The sequence below is a fragment of the Clostridium sp. DL1XJH146 genome (assembly GCF_054819755.1).
This window is the reverse complement of record NZ_JBTVVN010000015.1, coordinates 19,285-45,636: the sequence shown is the minus strand read 5'-3', so window position 1 is coordinate 45,636 and position 26,352 is coordinate 19,285. Positions and strand designations below refer to the sequence as shown.

General features: G+C 35.4%; 28 protein-coding genes and 1 pseudogene. All 29 read left to right on the top strand.

Translation table 11 applies throughout. From position 1 onward, the window contains the following. The first annotated feature begins 62 nt into the window (after positions 1–62). The 29 genes and pseudogenes from ACVHXK_RS09160 to ACVHXK_RS09020 all read left to right on the top strand — a co-directional run bounded on the left by ACVHXK_RS09160 (position 63) and on the right by ACVHXK_RS09020 (position 26,220). Positions 63–980 carry an amidoligase family protein gene (locus tag ACVHXK_RS09160; RefSeq protein ID WP_461206083.1) on the top strand — a complete coding sequence of 306 codons (918 nt, stop codon included), beginning with the start codon at positions 63–65 and terminating at the stop codon, positions 978–980. Positions 981–1,132: 152 nt separating this feature from the next. Beyond that, positions 1,133–1,621 carry a gamma-glutamylcyclotransferase family protein gene (locus ACVHXK_RS09155; protein ID WP_461206082.1) on the top strand — a complete coding sequence of 163 codons (489 nt, stop codon included), beginning with the start codon at positions 1,133–1,135 and terminating at the stop codon, positions 1,619–1,621. Positions 1,622–1,670: 49 nt separating this feature from the next. Further along, positions 1,671–1,985, top strand: a complete 315-nt coding sequence (locus ACVHXK_RS09150) for a DUF6329 domain-containing protein (protein WP_461206081.1) — start codon at positions 1,671–1,673, stop codon at positions 1,983–1,985. A 168-nt stretch (positions 1,986–2,153) separates the two neighbouring features. Next, a complete protein-coding gene (locus ACVHXK_RS09145) occupies positions 2,154–2,996 on the top strand; it encodes a hypothetical protein (RefSeq protein WP_461206080.1) in 843 nt (280 codons plus the stop codon). Continuing rightward, positions 2,989–3,198 carry a gamma-glutamylcyclotransferase gene (locus tag ACVHXK_RS09140; protein WP_461206079.1) on the top strand — a complete coding sequence of 70 codons (210 nt, stop codon included), beginning with the start codon at positions 2,989–2,991 and terminating at the stop codon, positions 3,196–3,198. Before ACVHXK_RS09145 ends, ACVHXK_RS09140 begins: the two co-directional genes overlap by 8 nt. Before the next feature lie 103 nt (positions 3,199–3,301). Next, entirely contained in the window at positions 3,302–3,805 is a 504-nt protein-coding gene (locus ACVHXK_RS09135; protein ID WP_461206078.1) for a phage terminase small subunit P27 family, read from the top strand. A gap of 17 nt (positions 3,806–3,822) precedes the next feature. Next, a complete protein-coding gene (locus tag ACVHXK_RS09130) occupies positions 3,823–5,379 on the top strand; it encodes a terminase large subunit (protein WP_461206077.1) in 1,557 nt (518 codons plus the stop codon). A gap of 19 nt (positions 5,380–5,398) precedes the next feature. Further along, positions 5,399–6,634 (top strand): phage portal protein, encoded by a 1,236-nt coding sequence (locus tag ACVHXK_RS09125; protein WP_461206076.1) that lies wholly within the window; start codon positions 5,399–5,401, stop codon positions 6,632–6,634. Between the two features lie 122 nt (positions 6,635–6,756). Next, entirely contained in the window at positions 6,757–7,536 is a 780-nt protein-coding gene (locus tag ACVHXK_RS09120) for a head maturation protease, ClpP-related (protein ID WP_461206075.1), read from the top strand. 4 nt (positions 7,537–7,540) lie between these two features. Next, a complete protein-coding gene (locus tag ACVHXK_RS09115; RefSeq protein WP_461206074.1) occupies positions 7,541–8,734 on the top strand; it encodes a phage major capsid protein in 1,194 nt (397 codons plus the stop codon). Between the two features lie 82 nt (positions 8,735–8,816). Next, positions 8,817–9,041 (top strand): head fiber protein, encoded by a 225-nt coding sequence (locus ACVHXK_RS09110; RefSeq protein WP_461206073.1) that lies wholly within the window; start codon positions 8,817–8,819, stop codon positions 9,039–9,041. A 6-nt stretch (positions 9,042–9,047) separates the two neighbouring features. Continuing rightward, positions 9,048–9,356, top strand: a complete 309-nt coding sequence (locus ACVHXK_RS09105; RefSeq protein WP_461206072.1) for a head-tail connector protein — start codon at positions 9,048–9,050, stop codon at positions 9,354–9,356. Further along, positions 9,353–9,511 carry a hypothetical protein gene (locus ACVHXK_RS09100; protein WP_461206071.1) on the top strand — a complete coding sequence of 53 codons (159 nt, stop codon included), beginning with the start codon at positions 9,353–9,355 and terminating at the stop codon, positions 9,509–9,511. Before ACVHXK_RS09105 ends, ACVHXK_RS09100 begins: the two co-directional genes overlap by 4 nt. After that, positions 9,508–9,837, top strand: coding sequence for a phage head completion protein (locus tag ACVHXK_RS09095; protein WP_461206070.1), 330 nt, complete (start codon positions 9,508–9,510; stop codon positions 9,835–9,837). Before ACVHXK_RS09100 ends, ACVHXK_RS09095 begins: the two co-directional genes overlap by 4 nt. A gap of 9 nt (positions 9,838–9,846) precedes the next feature. Further along, on the top strand, positions 9,847–10,278 hold the full coding sequence (locus ACVHXK_RS09090) for an HK97-gp10 family putative phage morphogenesis protein (RefSeq protein ID WP_461206069.1): 432 nt from the start codon (positions 9,847–9,849) through the stop codon (positions 10,276–10,278). A gap of 18 nt (positions 10,279–10,296) precedes the next feature. Further along, positions 10,297–10,644, top strand: a complete 348-nt coding sequence (locus ACVHXK_RS09085; protein WP_461206068.1) for a hypothetical protein — start codon at positions 10,297–10,299, stop codon at positions 10,642–10,644. A gap of 41 nt (positions 10,645–10,685) precedes the next feature. Next, positions 10,686–11,261 (top strand): annotated as a pseudogene (locus tag ACVHXK_RS09080) (major tail protein); the annotation flags it as partial. A gap of 343 nt (positions 11,262–11,604) precedes the next feature. Next, complete coding sequence (locus tag ACVHXK_RS09075) at positions 11,605–12,030, top strand: hypothetical protein (protein WP_461206067.1); 426 nt, start codon at positions 11,605–11,607, stop codon at positions 12,028–12,030. Next, positions 12,027–12,218: a hypothetical protein gene (locus tag ACVHXK_RS09070; protein WP_461206128.1), complete on the top strand. Its 192-nt coding sequence runs from the start codon at positions 12,027–12,029 to the stop codon at positions 12,216–12,218. The genes ACVHXK_RS09075 and ACVHXK_RS09070 overlap by 4 nt, the downstream gene beginning before the upstream one ends. 116 nt (positions 12,219–12,334) lie before the next feature. After that, on the top strand, positions 12,335–12,700 hold the full coding sequence (locus ACVHXK_RS09065) for a type II toxin-antitoxin system RelE/ParE family toxin (protein ID WP_461206066.1): 366 nt from the start codon (positions 12,335–12,337) through the stop codon (positions 12,698–12,700). Then, positions 12,693–12,977, top strand: coding sequence for a helix-turn-helix domain-containing protein (locus ACVHXK_RS09060; protein ID WP_461206065.1), 285 nt, complete (start codon positions 12,693–12,695; stop codon positions 12,975–12,977). Before ACVHXK_RS09065 ends, ACVHXK_RS09060 begins: the two co-directional genes overlap by 8 nt. Before the next feature lie 130 nt (positions 12,978–13,107). Continuing rightward, positions 13,108–15,381: a phage tail protein gene (locus ACVHXK_RS09055; protein ID WP_461206064.1), complete on the top strand. Its 2,274-nt coding sequence runs from the start codon at positions 13,108–13,110 to the stop codon at positions 15,379–15,381. Between the two features lie 22 nt (positions 15,382–15,403). Next, positions 15,404–16,531, top strand: coding sequence for a hypothetical protein (locus ACVHXK_RS09050; RefSeq protein ID WP_461206063.1), 1,128 nt, complete (start codon positions 15,404–15,406; stop codon positions 16,529–16,531). A 14-nt stretch (positions 16,532–16,545) separates the two neighbouring features. Beyond that, positions 16,546–17,619, top strand: a complete 1,074-nt coding sequence (locus ACVHXK_RS09045) for a hypothetical protein (RefSeq protein WP_461206062.1) — start codon at positions 16,546–16,548, stop codon at positions 17,617–17,619. 88 nt (positions 17,620–17,707) lie between these two features. Continuing rightward, positions 17,708–18,124, top strand: a complete 417-nt coding sequence (locus ACVHXK_RS09040) for a phage holin family protein (RefSeq protein WP_461206061.1) — start codon at positions 17,708–17,710, stop codon at positions 18,122–18,124. Beyond that, positions 18,125–18,808: an N-acetylmuramoyl-L-alanine amidase gene (locus ACVHXK_RS09035; RefSeq protein WP_461206060.1), complete on the top strand. Its 684-nt coding sequence runs from the start codon at positions 18,125–18,127 to the stop codon at positions 18,806–18,808. 228 nt (positions 18,809–19,036) lie between these two features. Next, positions 19,037–20,662 carry a recombinase family protein gene (locus tag ACVHXK_RS09030; RefSeq protein ID WP_461206059.1) on the top strand — a complete coding sequence of 542 codons (1,626 nt, stop codon included), beginning with the start codon at positions 19,037–19,039 and terminating at the stop codon, positions 20,660–20,662. Further along, positions 20,649–22,322, top strand: a complete 1,674-nt coding sequence (locus tag ACVHXK_RS09025) for a recombinase family protein (protein WP_461206058.1) — start codon at positions 20,649–20,651, stop codon at positions 22,320–22,322. The genes ACVHXK_RS09030 and ACVHXK_RS09025 overlap by 14 nt, the downstream gene beginning before the upstream one ends. A gap of 157 nt (positions 22,323–22,479) precedes the next feature. Further along, the gene (locus ACVHXK_RS09020; protein ID WP_461206057.1) at positions 22,480–26,220 is read left to right on the top strand and encodes a recombinase family protein; all 3,741 of its coding nucleotides are present in this window, start codon (positions 22,480–22,482) and stop codon (positions 26,218–26,220) included. The last annotated feature ends 132 nt before the right edge of the window (positions 26,221–26,352 follow it).

The window sequence follows — 26,352 nt, the reverse complement described above, 5'->3', positions numbered from 1 at the left end:
CCCTTTAGAGTGATATATGTACACAACAAAGAAACACATTAAAACTTGAAAGGGGAAAAAACATGGCAAACACAAATTTTTTAGAAAGCAGATTTGGAATTGAAGTAGAATTTTCAGGCATTACAAGAAACAAAGCAGCAAAGGTTGTCGCTAAACATTTAGGAGGTACCATTGAAAAGCTAGATGATTATTACGGAACTTATAAAATAATAGCACAGGATAATAGGGTTTGGAAATTAATGTATGACGGTAGCATTTACACCCAAAAGAAAGTAAATGGCAGAAAGGTTTCAGCCGGAAGAGAATACAGCGTTGAATTGGTTAGCCCAATCCTTACCTACAAAGAGGATATTGAAACCTTGCAAGAAATGATTAGAAAGCTTAGACAAGCCGGCGGATTCACGAATGCATCAGTAGGAATTCATATACATCTTGACGGGGCAGACCATACACCAAGAAGCATTCGAAACTTTGTGAACATCATTTATTCAAGAAACGACCTACTTTATGAAAGCCTGCAGATTGAACCGGAAAGAATGAGGTATTGCAAAAAGATGGATGAAGATTTGGTTAAAAGAATGAATAAGAAAAAACCAAAAACTATGAAGCAGATTGAAGATATTTGGTACCAAGGCTACAGCGAAAGAAGAGAAAGACATTACCACGAAAGCAGATATCATTTTTTAAACCTGCACAGCCTTTTTCATGGGGCAGGCACCGTAGAACTTAGGGGATTTAATGGAACCTTGCATGCTGGTGTGATTCGCTCAAACATTGTTTTAGCACTGGCCCTTAACAATCAAGCGCTTACTCAGAAATTTGCAACTATTAAAAAGCCACAAATTCAAAACCCTAAATTCTCAATGAGGACTTGGCTTAACCGAATCGGCTTTATCGGGGATGAATTTAAAAACTGCAGAGAGCATCTTTGTAAGCACCTAGCGGGTTCAAGCAGCTGGAGATTTCGAGGAGCCGCATAGATAAGAAAAACTAAAAAGGCGGCTACTTCAAACCATGGGCGGATAACCGCCCTTGAGGTGGTAGAAGGGTTAATGCTTAGGAAGCAGAAAACAAGCCCACAAAAGCCAAAGGGTGTGGTAATAAAGGCCTTTCTAGAAAGGATGAATGATATATGAAAGTAGAAAAAAGATTGAATATCGCTTATGGTTCTAATTTGAATCTAAAGCAAATGGCCTACAGATGTCCAACAGCTAAGGTGTATGGTAAAGGGATATTAAAAGGTTACCGCTTATTGTTTAAAGGGGCACCGGGTAATGCCTATGCAACCATTGAAAAAAGACGTGGGGGGAAGGTACCCGTACTAGTTTGGGAGCTTCAGCCAGATGATGAGTGGGCTCTTGATTTTTACGAAGGATATCCAAGGTTTTATGAAAAGGAAGAGGTAGACATAACCCTTGAGAGTGGAGAAACTGTAACCGCTATGGTATATATTATGACAGATAAGCTTATTGAAAGAATTCATATTAACTTGCCGAGTCATAGGTATTTAAAAATCGTTGAGGCTGGATATGAAATGGCTGGTTTTGATAAAAAAGTGATTGAAAAGGCCCTGGAAATCAGTGAAAAAGAGATTAAAAAGCATCCACCAAAGATATTATAATGGCTGGAATATTAGATGGAAATAACAATTAAAATGAAGGTGGATGCATATGAAAAAGGCATTGTTTGGCAGGAAAATTTATAACATGAAAGAACTAAAGGAGCTTACTCAAGAAGCCATAGAGACTGGCAAAACAGGTCAGACATATATCATTACAAGAGAAGTTATTCTTAATGAGATAGATTTCAAAAGATTTTCTGAGAATTTCTTAAGAGACCAGCCTTGGATAAGTAGTGAAGATGGTGGCATGAATGAGAAAGGTGAAATTCTGTGTATACGAGTAAAGCATATGGCTACTGGTGAAACAGTATTAGTAAATTCAGAAGGATATGATTATCCCCGATATACTGGGCTAGAACTTTAAACCCCAAAATTATAAAGGGTTCTAGTACTCTTTTTAAAGAAATGCACTTAAATACCCGCACTGCGAATTGAATGCGGATAATAAAGTGCATTTTTATTGAAAAATCTCTTGCATATATCTTCCTCTTGAGGGATGTATAGAGTACAAAAACTTTAGGAGGTAAAGCGAATGGATAGAAAAGCAATTGTTAAAGCACTTGGTGAGCATTTTGGTGTAAAATCTAAATACTTAAGTGTTCCAACATTTAACTATGAAGTCAGAACAGCCACAGAAACTTATACCATTGACCGATTCGGAAACATTACAACAAGAGAAGGACAACTCATGACCTTAGAGGATATCTTAAATGCACCTCAGGAAGAGGTAACAGAAGTAGCTGCACCTAATGAAACTGTCAATGCAGTAGCAAATGAAGAGGGAACAGAAGCAACTGAAAATAATGAGCTAGAAGAAACAGTTGAAGGGGCGCCTGAAGCTATTCAAGAGGTAACTGGTCTAGAAATAAAACTTCCTCTAGAGGGACATACAGCTACTGGCATCATAAATATCATCAACATGCTTTATAGCAAACAAAAACTGATTATGCTTTCATTTAAAAGTAATGTTTCTTTTATGGATGCGACTTTTGCTAAAGATTTAAGTAAAGAATCAGTAGAAACTTTAGAAGAATTAAATGGGGTTATCAAAAAACTTGGAGAAGCTAGATGTCCTGGATTAGCATTTAACCTTGAAGAAGAAACGCTAACTTTTAAATTAGATGGTATACAAATGGATGATGAAAAACTGAATGCTTTTAAAGACTTGTGTGTGCTTATAAGTGACACTGCTAAGAAATTAAAAAGAGCTTCCTTTAAGCAGGCCCAGGATGATAATCCAAAGTATGCTTTTAGAACCTGGCTCATTCGCATTGGTATGAAAGGTAATGAGTATAAAGCAACAAGAAAGACACTTCTTAAAAATTTAGAAGGGAGTGGTGCTTTCAGAACGGTAGGTGAAGAGAATCATGGATAAATTCTTTACCCAAAAGACTTGTGATAGATGTGGTGGCAGTTTAGAAAGTGGACGTATCATGTCCATGTTTAATGAGGAATGTTTGTGCATATCATGTAAAGAGAAGGAAATGAATGATCCTGATTATAATAAGGCTGTAAAGGGAGAGCATGAAGCAATTAGAAAAGGAAATTATAATTTTAAAGGAATAAGAAACAAATAACATTAAAACTGATATTGAAAATTACGAGTGAAAGAGTCTTTGAATAGGGCTCTTTTTCTCGTTTAGATAGATTAAAAACAACAAGGAAATGGAGGTGAAAGCGATGGCAGGCAGAGGAAGACCACCAAAACCAACAGCAATAAAAGAATTAGAAGGCAATCCAGGGAAGAGACCACTGAATAAAAATGAGCCAAAACCAAAGAAGGTAGCGCCTAAATGTCCTTCATGGTTATTACCAGATGCTAAAAAAGAATGGAGACGTTTAGCTAAAGAACTAGAAGCTATGGGTTTACTGACCAGAGTAGATATGGCTGCCTTCGCTGGATACTGCCAAGCTTATGCAAGATGGAAAGAAGCAGAAGAGTTCATTACAAAACACGGTTCGATTCTAAAAACGAATTCAGGATATATTCAGCAAATTCCTCAAGTATCTATTGCTCAGCAGAATTTAAAACAAATGAGAAACTTTGCCTCTGAATTAGGACTAACACCATCGGCCAGAAGCAGACTCAATATTACCAATAATAAAGACACTGTTGAAGGTGATGAGATGGAAGCACTCCTTGCTGGAGTTCCTACAGGTGAAGATATCATGAAAGAAAAATAAGGAAGGAGGGAAATTTCATGCCCTACAGTGAAGCACATGCAGATCATGCTATTAATTTTATACAGCAATTAAAACTCACAAAAGGAAAATGGGCAGGGAAGCCCTTTATTCTTTTATCCTGGGAGAAGGAGTTGATTCAAAAGACCTTCGGTACATTGAGGGAAGATGGTACAAGGCAGTATCGAACGGTTTATGTAGAAATAGGAAAGAAAAATGGTAAGTCGGAAATCGGCGCAGCTATTGCATTATATATGTTATGTGCTGATGGAGAAAACAATGCAGAAGTGTATGTTGCAGCTTGTGATAGACAGCAAGCCAGCATTATTTTTAATACCAGTATGAATTTTGTTGAAGGAAATAGAACATTATCAAAGGTTACTAATACAGTAAAATCAACAAAGAGAATAGTGTATTCAAGAACTGGAAGTTTTTATCAGGTTCTAAGTTCTGATGTTAAATCCAAATCAGGACTGAATGCTTCTTGTGTCATACTTGATGAGATATGGACTTATCCTAATCCAGACCTTGCTAAAATGTTAACGACAGGTTCTGGAGATGCAAGAGAACAACCTTTGTTTATTTATCTTACAACTGCGGGGAATAAATTATCGGGTTATGGATTTGAGATGCATCAAAAGGCTAAAGATATTTTAGATGGAAGAAAAGCAGATTCTACATTTTTACCTATAATTTATGGATTAGAAGATGATGCAGACATTGAAGATGAAAAAAACTGGTATAAGGCTAACCCTAGTCTTGGACATACCATTTCTATAGATAGAGTAAGAGAACATTATAATGGGGTAAAAGATGATCCGGCAGACCTTGCAATGTTTAAACAACTAAGATTGAATATGTGGCTTAAACAACAAATCAAGTGGATGCCAATGGAGAAATGGGATTTATGTAACTTCAATGTAGACCCAGAAGAGTTAAAAGGTAGAGTTTGTTACGGTGGGCTAGATTTATCATCGACCTGTGATATTACTGCCTTTGTCTTAGTATTTCCTCCGGAAGATGAAGAAGATAAATATCAGGTACTCCCTTTCTTTTGGCTCCCAGAAGAAACCTTACCCCAAAGGGTGAAAAGAGACTCAGTTCCTTATGATATTTGGAACAGGCAAGGGTTACTTAATCTAACAGAAGGAAATGTGGTCCATTACGGTTTTATTGAGAAATTTATCGAGAAATTAGGAGAGCAATATAACATTAGAGAAATTGTATATGACAGATGGGGAGCTACACAAATGAGTCAAAACCTAGAAGCTATGGGCTTTTCAGTTGTGCCATTTGGCCAGGGATTTAAAGATATGTCCCCACCTACTAAAGAGTTGATGCGACTTATATTAAGTAAACAAATAGCTCATGGTGGACATCCGGTACTACGTTGGATGGCAGACAACCTTGTGGTCCGAACAGATCCTGCTGGAAACATAAAGGTAGATAAAGAAAAATCATCAGAAAAAATAGATGGTATTGTGGCCCTTATTATGGGACTTGCAAGAGCATCAGTTAATCCCACTGATGAAGAAGGTTCCATTTATGACAGAAGAGATATGATTATATTGGGATAGAGAGGAGTGATTAAATTCTATGGCTAACTTTTTACAAAGATTTTTTAAGGCAAGAGATAAACCCAAAGATAGTGTAAGTTCTGCACCATCTTTTCTAATGGGACAAAGTGTATCAGGGAAGATTGTAAATGAGAGAAGTTCCATGCAGACCACTGCAGTATTTGCTTGTGTAAGAATTATTGCAGAAACTGTAGCATCACTTCCACTTCATACTTACAAATATGTAGGTGATGGGAAGGAAAAGGTCTATGATCATCCATTGTATAAATTGCTTCATGATGAGCCAAACCTTGAGATGACTTCCTTTACCCTAAGAGAAACTATGATGACCCATTTGCTTCTTTGGGGGAATGCTTACTGCCAAATTATAAAAAATGGTAAAGGTGAAGTATTAGAACTGTATCCACTCCTTCCCGATAAGATGACGGTGGATAGAGATAAAAATGGGGAGTTATATTATGCTTACTTAAAAGAAGGGCGAACCTATTATCTTAGTACGGATGAAGTTCTTCATATACCGGGACTTGGCTTTGATGGCATTATGGGCTATTCGCCGATTGCACTAGCTAAAAATGCCATTGGCCTTAACATTGCAGCTGAAGAATATGGTGGTAGGTTCTTTGCCAATAATGCTACACCAAGTGGCATATTATCAACCCAGGGAACCATTAAGGATCCTACAAAAGTAAAAGATGCTTGGCAGGCTACCTATGGTGGAACGGGTAACAGTCATAAGGTGGCAGTATTAGAAGATGGTCTTACTTACCAGCAAATTAGTATGCCAAACTCTGATGCCCAGTTTTTAGAAACAAGAAAGTTTCAGATTGAAGAAATCTGTCGTATCTTTCAAGTACCACCCCATATGGTAGCAGATTTGAGTAAAAGTTCATTTAGCAATATTGAAAATCAATCCATTAGCTTTGTGGTTCATACCATAAGACCGTGGTTAGTTCGAATTGAACAGGCAATGGATAGAAGGCTATTTAAGGATAGTGAAAAAGGTCAATACTTTGTATCCTTTAACACATCAGCCTTAATGAGAGGTGACTATAAATCTCGTATGGATGGTTATGCTATTGGCATTCAGAATGGTTTCTTCTCAGTTAATGATGTAAGACGTATGGAAAATATGGACCCAATATCAGCCGAAGATGGAGGAGATTTATATCTCACCAACGGTAACATGTTACCTCTTAATATGGCAGGAGCTTATGCAAAGAAAGCTCTTGAAGAGATTGTGACAGATAGTAAATAAACAAGTTAATAAAAGAAGTTGTTATAAAAAAGTGTATAGATTGTGGATAAGTGTCCACGAGAACCAAGCATCTCTTAATAAGCAGAGGTGTTTTTTTAATGTCAGAAAAGGAGGTCAAATAAATGAACAAGTTTTGGCGTTGGGTGAAGAATGAAGCCGGGGAAAATCCAATAAGAACCCTTTATTTAGAAGGATATATTGCAGAAGATTCTTGGTTTGATGATGAAATCACCCCTAAACAATTTAAAACAGATTTATATGGTGATGGCAGCACATTAGATGATGTTGTTGTGAAAATTCACTCACCGGGAGGAGACTGTTTTGCAGCAGCCCAGATTTACAACATGCTTAAAGAATATCCGGGAAAGGTCAGTGTTCATGTAGATGGGCTTGCAGCAAGTGCCGCATCTGTAATTGCTATGGCAGGAGATGAGGTGTGTGTATCTCCACTTTCTGTGATCATGATTCATAATCCTGCCATGTTAGTAGCTGGTGAAGTATCAGATTTAGAGGCAGGTATTAATCTACTAAGTGAAGTGAAGGAAAGTATTATTAATGCCTATCAGACAAAAAGTGGTTTATCCAGAGCAAAAATTGCTCGCATGATGGATGCAGAAACATGGATGAGTGCTCATAAGGCCATTGATCTTAATTTTGCAGACACAATTCTTTATGAAGAGAAATCGGCTGAAAAAGAACCAGCTGGTTTTATTTTTGACAAGCTCACAGTAACCAATGCTTTGATTAATAAATTGCCGGGAGTGAAGGCAAGTAAGTCAAGAAAGGTTACAGCAAAATTAGGTGAAAAGGAAGAAGAAACACAGGAAATAAAAGAGATAGAAAACCAAATACCAGTGAATCAGCTTCAAAAAAGGCTGGAACTAATTAAAAATTGGAGGTAGAAAGATGAGTAAAATTCAAGAATTAAGAGAAAAAAGAGCAACAGTATGGGAACAAGCTAAGAAGTTTTTAGATGAACATCGTGGTGAAAATGGACTGATTTCACCAGAGGATAATGGAACTTATGAAAAGATGGAAAAAGAAGTTGTTGATCTTGGAAAAGAAGTAGAAAGATTAGAGCGTCAAGAAATGCTTGACAGAGAATTATCAGCAGCAGTATCAACACCTCTTTCTACAAGACCAGAAAAAATGAAAGAGCAAAGAAAAGGAAGAGCATCTGATGATTATAAAGTTGCCTTTTGGGGAGCGATGAGAAACAAAGTAAATCCTTCTGTTCAAAATGCACTTCAGATTGGTACAGATTCAGAAGGTGGTTTCCTTGTACCGGATGAGTATGAAAATCAACTGCTTAAAGCTCTTCAAGAAGCCAATGTTATGAGAAATCTTTGTCATGTCATTACAACTAGTTACGGAGATAGAAAAATTCCTGTTGTAGCTAGTCATGGAAGTGCTGCTTGGATGGATGAAGAATCTGCATTTAGTGAAAGTGATGATACTTTTGGTCAAGTGACACTTTCAGCTTACAAAGTAGGAACGATGCTTAAGGTATCAGATGAACTTTTAAATGATAGTTTCTTTGATTTAGAGAGTTATATAGCTACAGAGTTTGCAAGAAGAATTGGTGCGGCTGAAGAAGAAGCATTCTTAATTGGAAACGGAAGCAGTAAACCAACAGGGCTTTTAAATTCAACAGGTGGTGCAGAAGTTGGTATTACTGCTGCAAGTGCTACAGCTCTTACTTTTGATGAAATAATTGATTTGTACCATAGCTTAAAAGCACCTTACAGAAAGAATGCATCCTTTGTTATTAACGATGATACCATCAAAAAAATTAGAAAGCTAAAAGATGGTCAGGGTCAGTACTTATGGAATCCATCGGTAAAAGCAGGAACACCAGATACAATTCTTAATCGTCCTGTAACTACTTCACAGTATATGCCAACAGCTGCAGCAGGAACAAAAAGTATTCTTTTTGGAGACTTCAATTATTACTGGATTGCAGACCGACAAGGCAGAACATTTAAGAGACTTAATGAGCTTTATGCAGCAAATGGCCAAGTTGGTTTCTTAGCGTCACAAAGACTTGATGGAAAGTTAATTCTTTCAGAAGCCATCAAGGTACTTCAACAAAAGGCTTAATGACATTAGTATTTTTGATTCAACTTTAAGGTGGGTAGTCTTTTTGGTTACCTGCCTATTTTAAATGAAAGGAGCAAAATCGATGAGTTATAATACAAAAAATTATACCGAGCAAGGTGGAGATAAAACTGTTATTGGTGGAGAACTATCTATTGAAGGAGATGGAAAACTTACATTTAATGGAGCAGAACTTAAGCCTGCAGCTATACAAGCAGACAGTGTTGCTGCTGATACAGCTACTCTTGTTGCAGATTTCAATGCCCTAATTACCAAACTAAAGACTGCTGGCCTTATGGAAAGTGAGTGATAAATAATGGCATCACTTGATAAGGTAAAAGCCAATCTAATTATTGAAACAGATGTGGATGATGGGTTAATTGAAGGGTTCATTTCAGCGGCTACAAGTTATGCGGAGAGTTTTCAGCATTTAGGATTTAATTATTACACAGAAAATACAATGTCACCAGCTACCGAGCAAGGTATCATTATGCTGGCATCTCATTTTTATGAGAGTAGAGATGGTTCCACTGGTGGCTTTTTTAATGACAATGTAAAAGCTTCAGAGCAAGTATGGAATACAGTTCATCTTCTTTTAAGGATGGGAAAGGAGTGGCAGGTGTGATAGAAGCAAAGAATAGAAAGCAAAGTAAAGGAAAAAGAAAATATAAGAAGAGACAAAAGTGCTGTTACAAAAAAGGAAGGAAAAAGAATAGACACCCAGAGATTGAAAAAGAGCAATTTAAAGATTATGAGAATAAAACAGGTGATCATATATGAGCTTTGGTAAAATGAACACTCTTATAGATATTATAGAAAGAATAAACACCAAAGATAGTGAAGGATTTAAATCGGAGACAGATAATATTATTGCAAGTGTAAGAGCATACAAAGAAGAAAAACACGGTTCAAGAAAATGGGCCAACATGGCGGCATTTACAAAAGCTGATGCCATTTTCAAGTTTAGAAAAATCTCTGGAATTCAGATTAAAAGTGGCATGATCCTGGTTTGTGATACAGGAAGATACACCATTGAGAGTGCAGAAGTTTTAAACAAGATGTATGTTGAAGCTATAGCTGTGAAGGTAGACCCATCAAAAGGATAGGTGATTGATATGGCAAGAGCATCTTTTAAAATGCCAGAAGAGTTTCTTTTAAAAGTTTCCAAGTTGGAAGATAAAACAGATGAAATTATTCCTAAGATATTAAAAGAGGGTGGGGAAGTAGTCAAAGATAAGGTGAAATCAAACCTTCAGGCAGTGGTTGGGAATAACACTAAATATGATTCTCGTTCTACAGGAGAACTTATAGAAGCTTTAGGTGTATCTCCAGCTGGTATAGACAAAAAAGGGAATTATAATGTAAAGGTAGGATTTGATGAACCAAGAAGTGATGGTGAGTCTAATGCTAAGCTTGCTAATATTATTGAATATGGTAAATCAGGTCAACCTGCAAAACCTTTTTTAAAGCCGGCAAAGAGTGCAAGCAGAAAAGCGTGTATTGAAACAATGAAAAGGAAACTAGATGAAGAAATAGAAAAATTATAGATTGGAAGGGGGCAGATGATGAGTGAGTATAACAGTATTTTAAGGGATTTAAAAGAGACACTTGCTGAAATAGATATTCCTATAGAAACAGGTGTTTTTAGTGAAGAAGCACAGGTTGAATATTTAGTTATTACACCTATGAATGATCTCTTTGATTTTTATGCAGATAATCTGCCTCAAAAAGAAATACAAGAAGCGAGAATTTCCCTATTTGCAAAATGTAATTATATGATAAGAAAAAATGAGATGGTTAATCTTCTTATAGAAGGTGGCTTCACAATAACCGGGAGGCTTTATATCGGTTATGAAGAAGATACAGGTTTTTTTCATTATGCAATAGATGTCCTAAAGGAATATGATTTTTAAAAATATCCTATTTGTGGGTAAAAGAAAGGAGCGATGCGATTATGGCAACCATAGGATTAGATAGTTTGTATTATGCAACAATCACAGAGAATGAAAATGGAGAAGAGACATATGGAGCACCAAAGGTTCTAGCAAAAGCAATGACAGCAGAGCTGAGTGTAGAATTGATTGAAGCCATTCTTTATGCTGATGATGGAGCTTCAGAAGTTGTGAAGGAGTTTAAAAGTGGGGCATTAACTCTAGGTATTGATGATATAGGATCACTTGTGGCCCAGGATTTAACGGGATGCAAAATTGATAGTAACAATGTAGTGGTATCAAGAAGTGAAGATGGAGGAAACCCTGTGGCCATTGGTTTTCGTGCTAAGAAGGCAAATGGAAAGTACAGATATTTTTGGCTATATAGAGTTATCTTTAGTGTTCCTGCTACAAGTCTTGCAACCAAAGGGGATTCTATTACATTTAGTAGTCCTACTATAGAAGGAACAGTATTTAGAAGAAATAAGTTAGATGCAGAAAGTAAGCATCCTTGGAAGGCAGAAGTTACAGAAGGAGATACCGGTGTAGCAGCTGAAACAATCACAGGTTGGTTTGGAACTATTTATGAGCCTGACTTTACACCAGTAACACCCTTAATTACAGTTACAACCCAGCCGATAGCTTTAACTGAAGTAACAGCAGGTAGCATTACTGGAAGTCTTTCTGTTGTTGCAAGCAGCAATACAAGTAATCCAGTAACTTATCAATGGTATGAAAATACAACAGAAAGTAATACAGGTGGAACGATTATTAATGGAGAAACATCTGCAAGCTTTGATATTCCTACGGAGCTCACTGCTGCAAGCTATTACTACTATTGTGTATTAAGTTTAGTTGGTGCAGATGACGTAACAACAGAAGTTGCTACTGTAACTGTATCTTAATGTGTAGCAACCTAATTATAAGAAAGGGTGATGAGTAATGGCAAATGAAAATATAGATAATGAATCAATAGATGTAGATATTGCAGCTGATGAAAGAAGTACATCTATAAATATTGGTGGTGAGGTATACAAACTTATTCTTACCACCAGAGCTACAAAGGAAATAGCAAAAAGATATGGTGGACTTGAAAATCTAGGGAATAAGCTAATGAACACAAAGGATTTTGAGATGGCACTAGATGAAGTAATATGGTTGATTACATTGCTTGCCAACCAATCTATTCTGATTCACAACATCAGAAATAAGACAAATAAGAAGGAACTTTTAAAAGAAGAAGATGTAGAACTACTCACAACACCTTTTGAACTAGCAGAGTATAAAAATGCCATTATGGCCAGTATGCTTAAAGGTACAAAGCGCCATGTGGAGAGTGAAGCATCAAAAAACGAGGAAGTCGGATAAGTGATGAAGAGTTATTTATCCGACTGATTTATTATGGAATAGCACAGCTAAATAAAAGAGAAGAATCAGTGTGGCTGATGCCTATTGGTTATCTGATGGACCTTTGGGAATGTCACAAGCAGTTTATTGGTATCTCAAAACCGAGAAAGGAATATTTTATTGATGATGTGATTCCGGTTGGGATTTAGATGTTTATTTTTTAGCTTATTTTTTTATAAACAATAAAATTTCTATTGAAAAAAGTTATCGTATATGATAACATTTAAGTAAGCTAATGCATATACTTTACTAAGGAGGGAACCGATTGTCTTACGATTTAGAATTTTATCAAAAAGAAAATGGAGATATACCGGTGCAAGATTTTTTATTATCGTTACCTCCTAAATTGAGAGCAAAAACTTTTCGTGAAATTGAATTGCTGAAAAAACATGGGTCTGAGCTTAGAGAACCACATACAAAACCAATTAAGGGAAAGAATAATAAAGGAATATATGAGTTAAGAGTTAAGTTTTCTAGTGATATATCTAGAATATTCTATTTCACTTATACTGGAAACATCTTTGTCCTTTTAAATGGTTTTGTGAAGAAGACTAATAAAACTCCTGAGCGCGAGATTGAAAGAGCAAGAAAATATAAAGAAGATTATGAAAGAAGGTGTAGAGATGAGTAAAGCTGGTGTTAAATTTGATGAAGTCAAAGCTAACTTGGTGAAAGATGAAGAGTTTAAGGAAGAATATGACAAACTTCAACCTAGATATGAAGTGATTTCACAAATTATTACTGCAAGAAAGAAAATGCATATTACTCAAGAAGAATTAGCTTTAAGAGCTGGAACCCAAAAATCTAATATATCTAGGCTGGAAAGCGGTTCTTACAATCCGACATTAGATTTTCTTATAAAAATTGCTAAAAGTTTAGGGAAAAATGTTCATATAGAAATACGCTAAAAGTTATGGGGATTTAACGATTAAGAATGGTTAATTTTTAAGACTATAAACAAAAAAATAAATAATATTTTCATTAGACACTTCAGACGAGGTGTCTTTTTTAATGCCCTAAAAGAGAGGAGGTGGAAGGGTGCCTGATAATTTTGGACTTCATATTGGAGTAGAAGGTGAGAAAGAATTTAAAAATGCCTTAAGGGATATCAACAGAAATTTTAAGGTCTTAGGCAGTGAAATGAAACTCGTTACATCCCAGTTTGACAAGCAAGATAAATCGGTTGAGGCAATGACTGCTAGAAATGAAGTGCTAAATAAAGAAATTGATACACAAAAAAATAAAATTGGCACGCTAGAGCAAGCACTTAAAAATGCATCTGATTCTTTTGGAGAAAATGATAGAAGAACACAAGCTTGGCAGGTTCAACTTAATAATGCAAAGGCGGCTCTAAATGGGATGGAAGGAGAGCTTAAAGATAATAACAAAGCTCTTGAAACTGCAAGTGAAGGCTTTGATGAAGCAAGACGTGAAGCAGATGATTTTGGTGATGAAATCAAAGATACAGCAAAAGTTACAGATGATGCTGGAAATAAGTTTGAGAAGCTAGGCGGAATTGTTAAAGGTGTAGCTGTAGGTATTGGAGCTGCTATGGCTGCAGTAGGAACAGCAGCAGTGACAGCAGGAAAAAAACTTTACGATATGGCAAATGATGCTGCAGCTGCTGGAGATGAAATTGACAAGGCAAGTCAGAGAATAGGTCTATCTAGAGAAGGCTATCAAGAATGGGAGTATGTGTTATCTCAAAATGGCGCTAGTATTGAAAATTTAGAAAATGGAATGAAAAAGCTAAATAATACTGTTGATGATGCCATTAATGGAAGTTCATCGGCTACTGAAAAATTTCAGCGACTTGGCATATCTATGGAAGACCTCCAGGGTAAATCTAGAGGAGAGGTTTTTGATATGACCATAAGTGGTCTTCAAGGAATAGCTGATGAAGGTGAAAAAGCTGCCATTGCAAATGATCTCCTTGGTACTTCTTCAGTAGAACTTGCAGCTTTATTAAATCAAACAGCAGAAGGAACAAATGGACTTAAGCAAAAGGCTCATGACCTTGGAATGGTAATGAGTGATGAAGCAGTAAATGCAGCAGTTAATTATACAGATGCCATGGATAATCTTACTCGTTCTTTTACAGGTGTAAAAAATAATATAACATCAGAGCTTCTACCTGGATTCACAATGATACTTGATGGGCTAACTGGTTTAATCACTGGACAAGAAGGAGCGGCAGAAACTTTGATGGAAGGAGCAAAAGAAACAGTAGGACAGATTACACAGATACTTCCAAGGGTCCTTGATGTAGTTACGGGTTTAATTTCTGCCATAGCAGCTGTAGCACCAGATTTGATTTTAGCTTTAGTAGATGGAATTATAGAAAACCTACCCACTTTAATAGATGCAGCAACTAATATAATAATGACATTAGTAAATGGCTTAATTGAAGCTCTTCCTCAGATAACAGAGGGAGCATTGCAACTGGTTCTAGCTTTAGTAAATGGAATACTAGAAAATTTGCCGGCGATTGTTGAAGCGGCACTTGTGATGATTGTAACTCTTGCGACAGGTATTGGTGAAGCACTTCCAGAGCTTATTCCAGCTATTGTAGATACAGTTATTTTAATTGTAGAAACCATCATAAACAATTTGGACTTAGTTCTTGATGCAGCTTTTCAGATCATAGAAGGACTTGCAGTAGGAATATTAAACGCATTGCCAAGACTTATAGAAGCACTACCTCAAATTATATCAAGTATTATTAATTTTATTACAAATAATCTACCAACTATCATTGAGATGGGGATTCAACTAACGGTTCAGTTAGCAGCAGGACTTATTAGAGCTATTCCTCAATTAGTGGCCCAGTTACCACAAATTGTATCAGCCATTATTAACGGTATAGGACAGGCTACTTATTCTATTGGTAGTATAGGAGTCAATATTGTTCGTGGGCTTTGGGATGGGATTGCATCCATGATTAGTTGGATTAAAAGAAAAGTTAGTAATTTTGTCGGTGGTATTGTCAGCAGTGTAAAAGGTGTCCTTGGTATTCACTCTCCATCGAAAGTCTTTGCGGGTATTGGTGAGAATATGGGGGCCGGTATTGGTGTTGGTTTTACAGATGCTATGGGGGATGTAGAAAAAGACATGGAAGGCGCCATTCCTACAGACTTTGACCTAGATTTAAACAGTCAGGTGACAGCAAGTGCAAAAGGAAGTGAAGGAGCTGTCTTTGATGTGACTATTCCGCTGAGCATTGATGGTACTGTTTTAACGAGAGTGATTGCTCAATTACAGTGGAATCAAAATACAGTAACGGTTAGAAATTTAGGAGTAGCTGGATCATAAAAACACAGAGGAGGGAGAGGCTATGATTGAAATTTATGCAGGCGCAACCTTAATTCAAAGCATCAAAAAAGTCATGAGCGCAAATGTAAGAGAAACTCTTGAAGGCGAATATACGCTATCATTTACAGTTCTTGCAAAATCTGCACTAGCACTGAAAGTTAAACAAATAGCAAAATTAGATAATCAATATTTTGAACTCGTCCAAATAAGTAAATCTCTGCAGGGTAGTCTTCCTATCTGCTCTGTGATGTGTGAGCATGTATCCTATGTATTAAACCATGAGATGTATAATATCGGCGAGTTTGATTTTATAGGAGATCCAGCAGTAGGACTCGCAGAAGTTCTTAGTGGAACACCTTTTACAGCAGGAGAAGTTGATTTCACAGAAAGCGTTACTATGAAAATCAATCAGAATGTTTCAAGACGTGCAGCTCTTATGCAGTATATTGCTATCTTGGGCGCTGAGATAGAATACGATGGGTATAACATTAATATAAGGAGTCATCGAGGAAGCAATACCTATAAACAGGTGATGGATAACAAAAATGTCACCAATGTGGCAGTATCACACGATTCTAGGGAGAATGCATCTTCTTATGATATTTCTTTCTTTAAATTATTGAATCTTGCTGTTGGTGATAATGTACAGATTGTGTTCACGCCTCTTGGCATTAATGTAAAAACCAGAATTATATCGCTTGAGTTTAATCCCTTCTACCGCTATGATATTCGGGTCGAAGTTGGAAATTATAGGCCTAGTATTTCAGATACATTTTATCGTCTGGAAAACTCCATCTCAAGTGTAGGAAGCTCTGTAAGTGATATTCAAACCCAGGTAAATGATTTAGGGGTGTCCTATACCATTGTTTCTAATATTGTGGTAAATGAAAGTACAATTGATGTAACTTATGCTATAGAAAATGGAGCGGCTGAGCAGTATCATGCCAATTATTCGTTTGCAGTAGATGGTAGCGGCAGAATTACAAGTATTACATTGGATAATATTTTTTCAGAACTTCTATTAAAAGAAGTCTCTCAACTAACAGTCAACAGTACAAATTTTGAAATTGTTTATGCAGATTACACCACAGAAACCTATAACTATACAGTGGATGGTAGTGGTAGAATTACTAGCGTCATCAAGGCATAGAAGGAGGCTTTGGTATGAGTTATGATAAAAATTTTAATAATGCTTTAGCCATCTGGGTAGCTCTTGGTGGTAGAGGTAAAGTAGTCTTTGGTATTCCAACTCTTTCATGGTCCAAGATGTATTATAGTGATTTTGGCTATACCCAATATGTCGATGAAACAAGGATTGATATTTATGATAATGGAAATGCTCAAATAGCGGTATATCAAGCAAAAACACCTTATATGTCATATTATAATAACTCCACTAAACAATGGACCGTTATCGATAGTCCATATTGGGGCTACGGTGCACCAGTTATTTTATGGGCTGGAGATGGTGTGTTTATTGCCAAAATAACAGGTATGGCTAATATTATCGCTTCTTTTGATGGAATCACTTGGCATAATGCAGGCTACTGTGCCAGTGCCCATAATGCTATGACCTGTGGCGCTTATGATATATCAAGAAGCAGTGGCGTGGTTAGTTGGTGGTATTATCAATCGCCGGTTTACTACAGTTTTGATTCTTTAACTGAAAGAACAGCCTGGACTTTGGTAGGCGCTGACGGAGTATCTGTTCCAATCTTTAAGTATTTAACCACCCATAAAGGGTTATTTATTGGTGTTGTAGGAAGCGATACAGAAATAGCTACTGCCAGTACAGCAAATCCTAGTATATGGACAACAACAATTCCAGAAGATACGAATGAGACAAGCTACATGTATATTCGTTCTGTTCACGATGTATTATTTGTTATGAAATATACCTATATTAACGTAGGTGGCGATTACGCCTACTATGTGAAGCTATGTGTTTTAAATGATACCGCAACAGAAGTGACAGAAACTAATCTTAACAGAGTTGGAGACCTTGCAGATAATGATAATCCAAATCCTCAAAACATTATTTGGATGGAAGATTGGGGCAAGTTTGCGCTCTTTACAGAAGGGATGCTTTGTGTGTCTGATGACGGACTTACTTGGGAAGGTGCAGAGCAACCAGGATTTACGGTTAGTGAGTATGATACTTTTGGTGGAGCTATTTATGTTCCAGGAGATGGATTTTATGTGAAAGCCAGCGGTTATGTGTATTATGCACCTTATTAAATAGAAGGAAATTTAAAGACGGTTATGACTAAACATCATAGTCGTCTTTTTTATATAGATCAATAAGTAAAGAAAGAGAGGTAGAAAAATGACGATAAAAACGATTTGGAATTATGTTCAGATGTTTTTGACAGCAATAGGTGGATGGCTGGGGTGGTTTCTTGGAGGGAATGATGGTTTCTTATATGCACTTATTGCCTTTGTGGTAGTAGATTATTTGACAGGTATTATGTGTGGAATTTTAGAAAAAAAGCTTTCAAGTGAGGTTGGTTCTAGAGGAATTTTCAAAAAGGTACTTACTTTTACACTGGTAGGTGTGGCCCATATTATAGATAGCCAGATTATTGGTGATGGCAGTGCTATTCGTACAGCGGTCATCTTCTTTTATATTTCTAATGAAGGTATTAGTATTATTGAAAATGCCAGTAAGATTGGACTACCTGTGCCAGAAAAATTAAAAGATGTATTAGCACAATTAAGTCAACAAGATAAGGGGGAAAAGTAGATGAAACTTATATCAAAATATATGACAAGAAATGATTGTTATACAGTAGGAAAAAAGATTAATCCTAAAGGCATTATGGTACATTCCACCGCAACACCGGGTGTGATGGCAGCAGATTGGTTTAGCAGGTGGAATAAGTCTTATAAAAAAAGAGAGATTAACCGTCAGGCCTGTGTACATGCCTTTTTAGATGATAAAGAAGTTGTTCAGTATCTGCCTTGGAACCACAGAGGATGGCATGCAGGAGGAAAAGCTAACGATACCCACATCGGTTTTGAAATTTGTGAACCAGGTGGGTTTTCTTATTCTGGTGGGTCAACACTGGCGGGGTATGATGTTCAAAAGAATGAAGCTTATTTCAGAGCAGTATGGCAAAATGCTGTAGAGCTTTGTGTGTTTCTTTGTAAGAAATATGATCTTACAGAACAAGATATCATCTGTCACAGTGAAGGCCATAGACTTGGAATTGCAAGTAACCATGCAGATGTGATGCACTGGTTTCCAAAGCATGGAGAGTCTATGGATACTTTTAGAGCTGCGGTAAAGGTTGCATTAGAAATACCAGAAGCGCAAAAGAAATATTATAGAGTGCAGGTGGGCGCCTATTCAGTAAAAGAAAACGCGGAAGCAATGATAAAAAAACTAAAAACAGATGGCTATGATGCCATCATCAAACACTATTGAAAATCGGAAATAGGGCTGATGTGAACTTAAGCATTGGCTCTTTTTTTATCCCTTTTATCCAATAATCCTCTTGCTATTTATGTTCTTTAGAGTGATATATGTAATAACCTGAAATGCTCTAAAGGCTTTAGAACAGGGCGTTTTGGGAAAATTTTTTTATATTTAGGATTGGATTATTGCTAACCATGATACAGAAAAGAGAATAAAAATGAAAGGAGCAAATTAAAGTTGAGCTATAGGAATGTTTATGATTTTAGAGAACTTACCCAAAGTGATGCACCAATTCAGCTTATGAGTGTTGCAACAAAACTTGCATTAAATACTGAAGAAAAGGTAAAAAAACTAAGGGTAGCTTCTTATTGTCGAGTAAGCACAGAAGAAGAAATGCAGCAAGGTTCATTAGAAAATCAAATTATTCATTACACTAATCTTATTCGTTCTAATCCTGAATGGCGATATGCAGGGGTTTTTTCGGATTTAGGGAAAAGCGGAACTAGAATAGAACACCGTATAGGTTTTAATAAGATGATTCGAAGCGCTATCAATGGTGAAATTGATCTGATTATTTGTAAATCACTATCCCGTTTTGCAAGAAACGTAGCAGATACTTTAAGTGTTATTAAAGAATTAGATAAGGTTGGGGTTAGAGTTCTATTTGAAAAAGAAAACATTGGAACGGGAACGAGCTCTGGAACTTTTCTAATAAATGTTCTTGCTGCACTAGCTGAGGAAGAAAGTAGAAATATTTCTGAGAATATAAACTGGGCTTATCAAAGGCGATTTGAAATGGGAGAGGTTGCATATAGGCGATTACTTGGTTACAAAATGAATAAGAATAAAGAATGGGAAATTGTAGATAGAGAAGCTGCAACTGTAAAACTAGTATTTAAACAATTTCTTGAAGGAAAAAAACTCTCAGAAATCGCGAATTATTTAATTAGAAATAGCTATCAGAAAAAGAATGGAAGAAGTGATTGGTCAGGGGTTGCAGTTAAAGCACTTCTTACTAATGAATGGTATTGTGGGGATGCACTTAGTAGAAAAACGTATACTGTAAATCATTTGTCTCATAAGATAAAGATAAATAATGGAGAGAGACCACAATACTATATTGAGAATCATCATCAGGCAGTTATTGATAAAGAAATCTTTAAAAAAGTGCAGAAACTGTTAACAAAGAATAAGACAACAAAAAATCGAGGGAAAAGGATAGAATACCCACTTACAAGCAGATTGGTTTGTTCCACCTGTGGTGGAAATTTCCATAGATTCAAGAAAAAAGATGATACCATTATATGGCGTTGCAGTAATCGAACAAAAAGTCGAAGACTTTGTAACGCAGAACCTTTAAAAGAGGAGTTGATTGATAGGTTACTAAAATATGCATTTATAAAGCGTTACAATATACAATTTAAATCCGATAATACTACAATTGTGAATCGGTTAAAACGTGAATTAGAAAATGCAAATTCTGCTCGAGAAAGTGCTCAGGCGTTGTTAAGAGTAGAACTCGAAAAAATATTAATAACAGAAAATAATGCCATTCTTAATGAATTACCACTTGATAGCATTAAGGAAAGAAGGATTGCAATAGAGAATAAAATTAATAAAGAAACGCCGATTTGGGAGTCTTTTGATAAAGATGAAGCTTATAGGAGATCATCTTTAAAGAAGCTGAAATCATTAGGAAAAGATGTATACGTATTTAAAGATATATTAAATATTGAATTAATTAGAGCATGGGTGATTCGTATTGAAGTCGAGTCACCTTTTATATTTACTATCATTTGGATTGATGGAACAGAAGAAAGATTTAGATATAGTCAAGAGGAGGAATTTAATGAATACAAATAATATATCAGTTATGAACCCAAGGGTAAGGGTTATTCCAGCTAAAACGAGAACTAGTAGGAATGAAGAAAACCCAGATGGGCAGAAGAAAAGAGTTGCTGCATATGCAAGGGTTTCAACTTTAGAAGAAGAGCAACAATCAAGTTATGAACTTCAAGTTTCGTATTATAAAGAACTTATTGAAAATAACCCGGCGTGGGAATTTGTGAAAGTATACGCAGATGAAGGTATAAGTGGAACTACCGTTGAACATCGAGCCGGATTTGTTGAGATGATTAAACATGCAAAAGAGGGTAAATTCGATTATATCATTACAAAGTCAATTAGTAGATTCAGTAGAAATGTTTTAGATTGTTTGCAGACATTACGGGAATTAAAGGAATTACCAAATCCGGTTGGGGTGTTCTTCGAGAAAGAAAACATCGATACGCTTGATTCAAAGAGCGAGCTTGTACTTGTTTTACTAGCATCTATTGCGCAAGAAGAGGCCCAGTCAATTTCACAAAACGTTAAATGGAGTATTCAAAAGAAGTTTTCACGAGGTGAGGTGCATATGCCTACGGTTTATTTTTTAGGATACAAGACAGATGAAAATGGAAAGATTCAAATTGACGAAGAACAGGCAGAAATTGTAAGACGTATTTTTCGAGAGTTTTTAAATGGTAAGGGGACACCCACCATTGCGAAAGAGTTAATGAGAGATGGCGTGTTAACAGCAAGAGGTAATAAAACATGGACTTCAAATAGTGTATATCGGATTCTAACAAATGAAAAAATGATGGGACACTGTCTTACATCTAAAAGCTATACAACGAGCTACTTGACACATATTAGGAAGCGTAACGACGGGTCTTTTCCACAGTATTATGTGAGAAATACACATCCTGCAATTATTTCTGAAGATGATTGGCATGCAGTTCAAGAGGAATTAAAAAGAAGAAACAAGATGCTTAGAGACCCAGATGGAAAGTACCGAATGACATACAGTGGTAAATCACCATTATCTAATACACTTTTTTGTGGAAATTGTGGCCGACCACTTATTAGAAGAAGACTGTCGTCAACAAGAAAAGGGAAGAAGTATCATTATACTGTCTATCATTGCAGAGTTGCTTCTCAAAGGGATCCTGAATTTAAAGATTGTAATGCAAAATATTTATGGGAAGAAGCAATAGAAAAATCATTCATGAATGCCTTGTTCCAATTGAAAAAGTATCCCGAGAAAGTAAAAGAGGAATCGAAAATGTTTATTGCATCTTATCAGATTTCAGAGGAAGAGAAAAGAAAGCTAGAAGAGCTAGAGAAAAAAATTGATGTGATTTCAGCAAGAGTTACTGAATTAGTATCTATGGAATCTGTATCCAACGATCCCGTCTATGATGTAACGCTTAGAAGTCTAATCTACGAGCAAGAAATTCTCGAGATGGAGTATGAGCGGATTAAAAAGAATAAACAAGAAAGTCTTTATTATGAGAATAAACTTAAAGAGATTTTAAAATATTTAGAAACTTTAGATGAAACAGAAGATAAATTCAGACCTGATATTTATTTGAAGGTTATAGAAAGTGGGATAGTTTATGAAAATCATGAGATACTTTTTAAGTTCAACTGTGGGATAAAAAGAAAAGTGTACGCTCATAAGGATATTTTAAATAATAAATAACTAATATGTTTGCTAGTATTGGTATAAGTATCTAAATAAAAATAAAAACTCTTTTCAAATTGAAAATAGTGCTTGCATTATTTCAGAATTCGAGTGATAGATAACATAACTATGGGTAGAGCCTATAGTAAATACTCGAAAGAAGGGAGTTTTTTATTTGGATAATAACGATAAACGTTTATGGGTACAGACCCTTTGGGCACCGTTAGAAGAAAACTTTAAGAGTCCTATTTTATCTTGCAAAGATGGGATACGTGTGGCAGCATATGCAAGAGTTAGTCCTGGTGTTAAAGAGGATAGTCATTCATTAGAGAATCAAGTTCATTATTTTACTTTGATGATAAAGAAAAATCCAAACTGGAAGTTTACAGGCATATATTTGGACAATCAAGTGTCAGGGATGTCATATCATAAACGACGTGGATTGAAACGATTGATAAGACATGCAGAAGAGGGAAATATTGATCTCATTCTGACAAAGAGTGTTTCTCGATTTTCAAGAAACGTTAAGGAAACTTTGGAGTTAATTCAAAAATTAAAAGAACTTGATGTAACGATTTATTTTGAAAAAGAGCGCATAGATACTTCACAAGAAAACTCTTCGCTTGCTATAAAGGTTTACGCAGCACTTGCACAAGAAGAAAGTATAGCTATTTCTAATGCAGGCAAATGGGCATATCAAAAAAAATTTATGAGAGGAGAGCCAAAGTATGGGCAAATCTTTGGATACAATCTAGTTAAAGTAAACGGTAAGGATGGTTTAGTTATTAATGAAGTTGAAGCAAAAGTTATTAGAGCTATTTATAAAATGTATTTAAACGGGGTAAAACAGGTTGAGATTGCAAGACAGTTAATAGCAAGAGGTATAAAAACCTCTTCTGGAAAAGATATATGGACTAATGTTGAAGTTAAAAATGTTTTAACTAATATCACTTATTGTGGCTGTAAGCTGACAAGAATTAGAATGAGAGACATTGTAATTAATCATGAAAGCAAATATCAACGTGACCAGTATCTGATTGAAGATTGCCATCCTGCAATTGTAAGTAAAGAAGAATATAAAAAAGTTCAACAGCTCTTAGAATCGAAAAGAAGACATAAAAAGCCCTTTAAGAAAAAAGAAGTTAGGGCGTTATCTGGTAGAGCGTATTGTGGAAGATGTGGTGCAAGGCTAAATACAAGAAAATACGCTTATGAGTATAGGTGGAATTGTAAAGCTGGAATGCTTAAATTATGTGATTTTAAATCAATTTCAGAAAGCAAGCTAAAAGAAATGATGTTAATTGCATATGATATCAGATATGATATCTACTCCGATGATTTCATATATGTTATTCAAAAGACTGTTCGAGAAATAAATGAAAATGATTACTTTGAGTTCCACAGGCTGAAGTACCTGACGGATATAGAACTTGCCAGAAAAATAAATACTCAAAGTACAGAAAATGAAACGAATCTTAAGAACTTGTTATTAGAATATAGCGAATTTGAAGAAAAAATTATAAAAATAGAGGATGATAGAAAATATCGTAATTTGGCATTAGAGTTTTTAGGTCATATAAAGATGAATAAAGAGTTTGTTGAAAAGGTAGAAATTGAACATATGAGAGCTTTGATATCAGAGATTACGATTTATTCTGAAGAAGATTATCTTGTGCATTGGTTTGATGATAAAATAACAGCTATTGGTAATTGTACTAAGTATGGTAAAGAAAAGTTGATAACTGAAAAAATTGAACTCTATCCAATTGAAGAAGTAGCCTTTGAAATGAAACCTTTTTTAATTGAGGGAGATAAAAACAAAGGAGAAAACCAAAGGGACGAAGCTGGAAATAATCATTCAGGTGTAGATAAATCTTATATGAAAGTGGGAAAGGAGGAAAGAATTTTGAAAGTTAACCCTAAATTAGAGGTTATACCTATTGAGCCCGGACAGGCAGCTGTTACAATGAAAAATATCCATAAAGGGTTAAAGTATTATAAAAGTTTTAAGATGCCTACAGTTGAAGGCAAAGAAAAAACAAAAATTCGGGTAGCTGCTTACTGTAGGGTTTCGACGGAATATGAAGAACAGCAAACTAGTCTAAAGACACAAATAGCGTATTATACTTATCTGATTTTTAAAAATCCAGATTATGATTACGTAGGAATTTATGCGGATGAAGGGCTATCTGGCAAACAGATGGATAATAGGAAAGAGCTTCAAAGATTATTAGACGATTGCAGGAGTGGAAAAGTAGATTTGATTCTTACTAAATCAATGTCACGATTTAGTAGAAATGTAGTTGATATGTTGGAAGTTGTACAGGAACTGAATAGCCTTCCAAATCCTACATATATTTACTTCGAGAAAGAAAATATAAATACAGAAAAGTCGGATAGTGATCTGTTAATTTCACTGTATTCTAGTATTGCAGAAGAAGAAATAAAATCAACGAGTGAAGCAGTGGCATGGGGTAAAAGGCGCCTCGCTGAACGTGGAATAGTACCTATTCATCATAACTATGGGTATATAAAAGAAGCAGATGGTATATGGCGGATAAATGAAGAAGAAGCAAAAGTTATTAGACGAATTTATCAAGAAGTGTTATGTGGAAAACCAAGAGTTGCAATTGCAAAAGATTTAGGCAAAGATGGTATTAAAAGTCCAACAGGGAAAGATTACTGGGTTTATAAATCAGTGGATTCAATGTTGAAGAATGTCATCTATAAGGGTTCATATTTATACCAGAAGACATATGTTAAAAATTGTTTAACCGGTCATATTATTAAAAATAAGGGTGATATGCCACAATACTATATTAAAAATCACCATCCTGCAATTATTGAACTAAATATATGGGATCAGGTTCAGGATATATTAGATAATCAAAAAAACTATGCTACCCTCAAACATAATGATGAGCATTTAGATACTGAAAAGAAAAATGAAACCTTTGAAAATATGTATATTTGTGGAGAATGTGGTTCTAAGATAGGACATAGAAGAGTTGCTGAAAGAAGATATGGGGAAGGAGCAAAGTATTCGCATTTATGGAAGTGCCTTTCAAAGCAAAATCATTATAAGATTGAAAGGTGTAATCTCATTACTGTAAGGCAACAATATTTGGAATGGCATCTGATGAAAACTCTTCTAGATATTAAGCAAAATCCAGAATGTAAAAACACATTTCAAAGGAGTCTAACTAGGCTTAGATTGAGTGATAAAGAAGTTAAACATGAATTGTGTATGCAACAAGAATTAAATACATTGAATGAAAGATTATATAAAGCAGTAGATACAGAGCTTAATATAAAAGGCCAGGATACTACTCTTATTAATGAATTGATGGATCAGATTGTTAAATTAAAAAATCAGTTAAGAGAATATGAAAATAGAAAGGAAAAAATCATTCGATATCAATCTGCGTGGAAGCATTTGCAAAAAGACGTTGAAATTCTTAGTGAAACAAGGTATAAGAAGTTTGAGAAGAAAAAAGACGACAGAGTATTAGACTTTTTAGAAAAAATTAGTGAGAGGTATATCCTTAAAGGAAAGATATTTCATGGTGGAAAAATTGAGTACGAATTAGATATAGGGATTTCATGGACCATTAGTATGACATATGATTATTTCGTTAAAATGAAAAAAGACGAAACAGTAAGGAATCAAGAAAAGAAATTTGAAGATATTTTAAATACAGAAGATGTGGATAAACTCATTGAATTTTGCGAAACACCTAGAAAATTTATGGAAATCTACAGTTTTATGATAGCTATGAATACCATGTCGGAATCGCGTTTTAGAGTTCGATATTTTAACCCTTTAATTGAAAAGGGATTGCTTGAGAAAAAATTAAAGGATAAGAGTAGTAGCAAAAATCAAAGATATTATGCTGTAATGAATAATAAAAATTAACTTGTGATTGTTATAAAAATATATTCAACTAAATAAAAGCCATTAAAAAACCCACTGAGTAGACAGATAGAAATTATCCATCCACTTAGTGGGTTTCTTAATATTAGAATAAAAGGTGAATATAAAAACCAC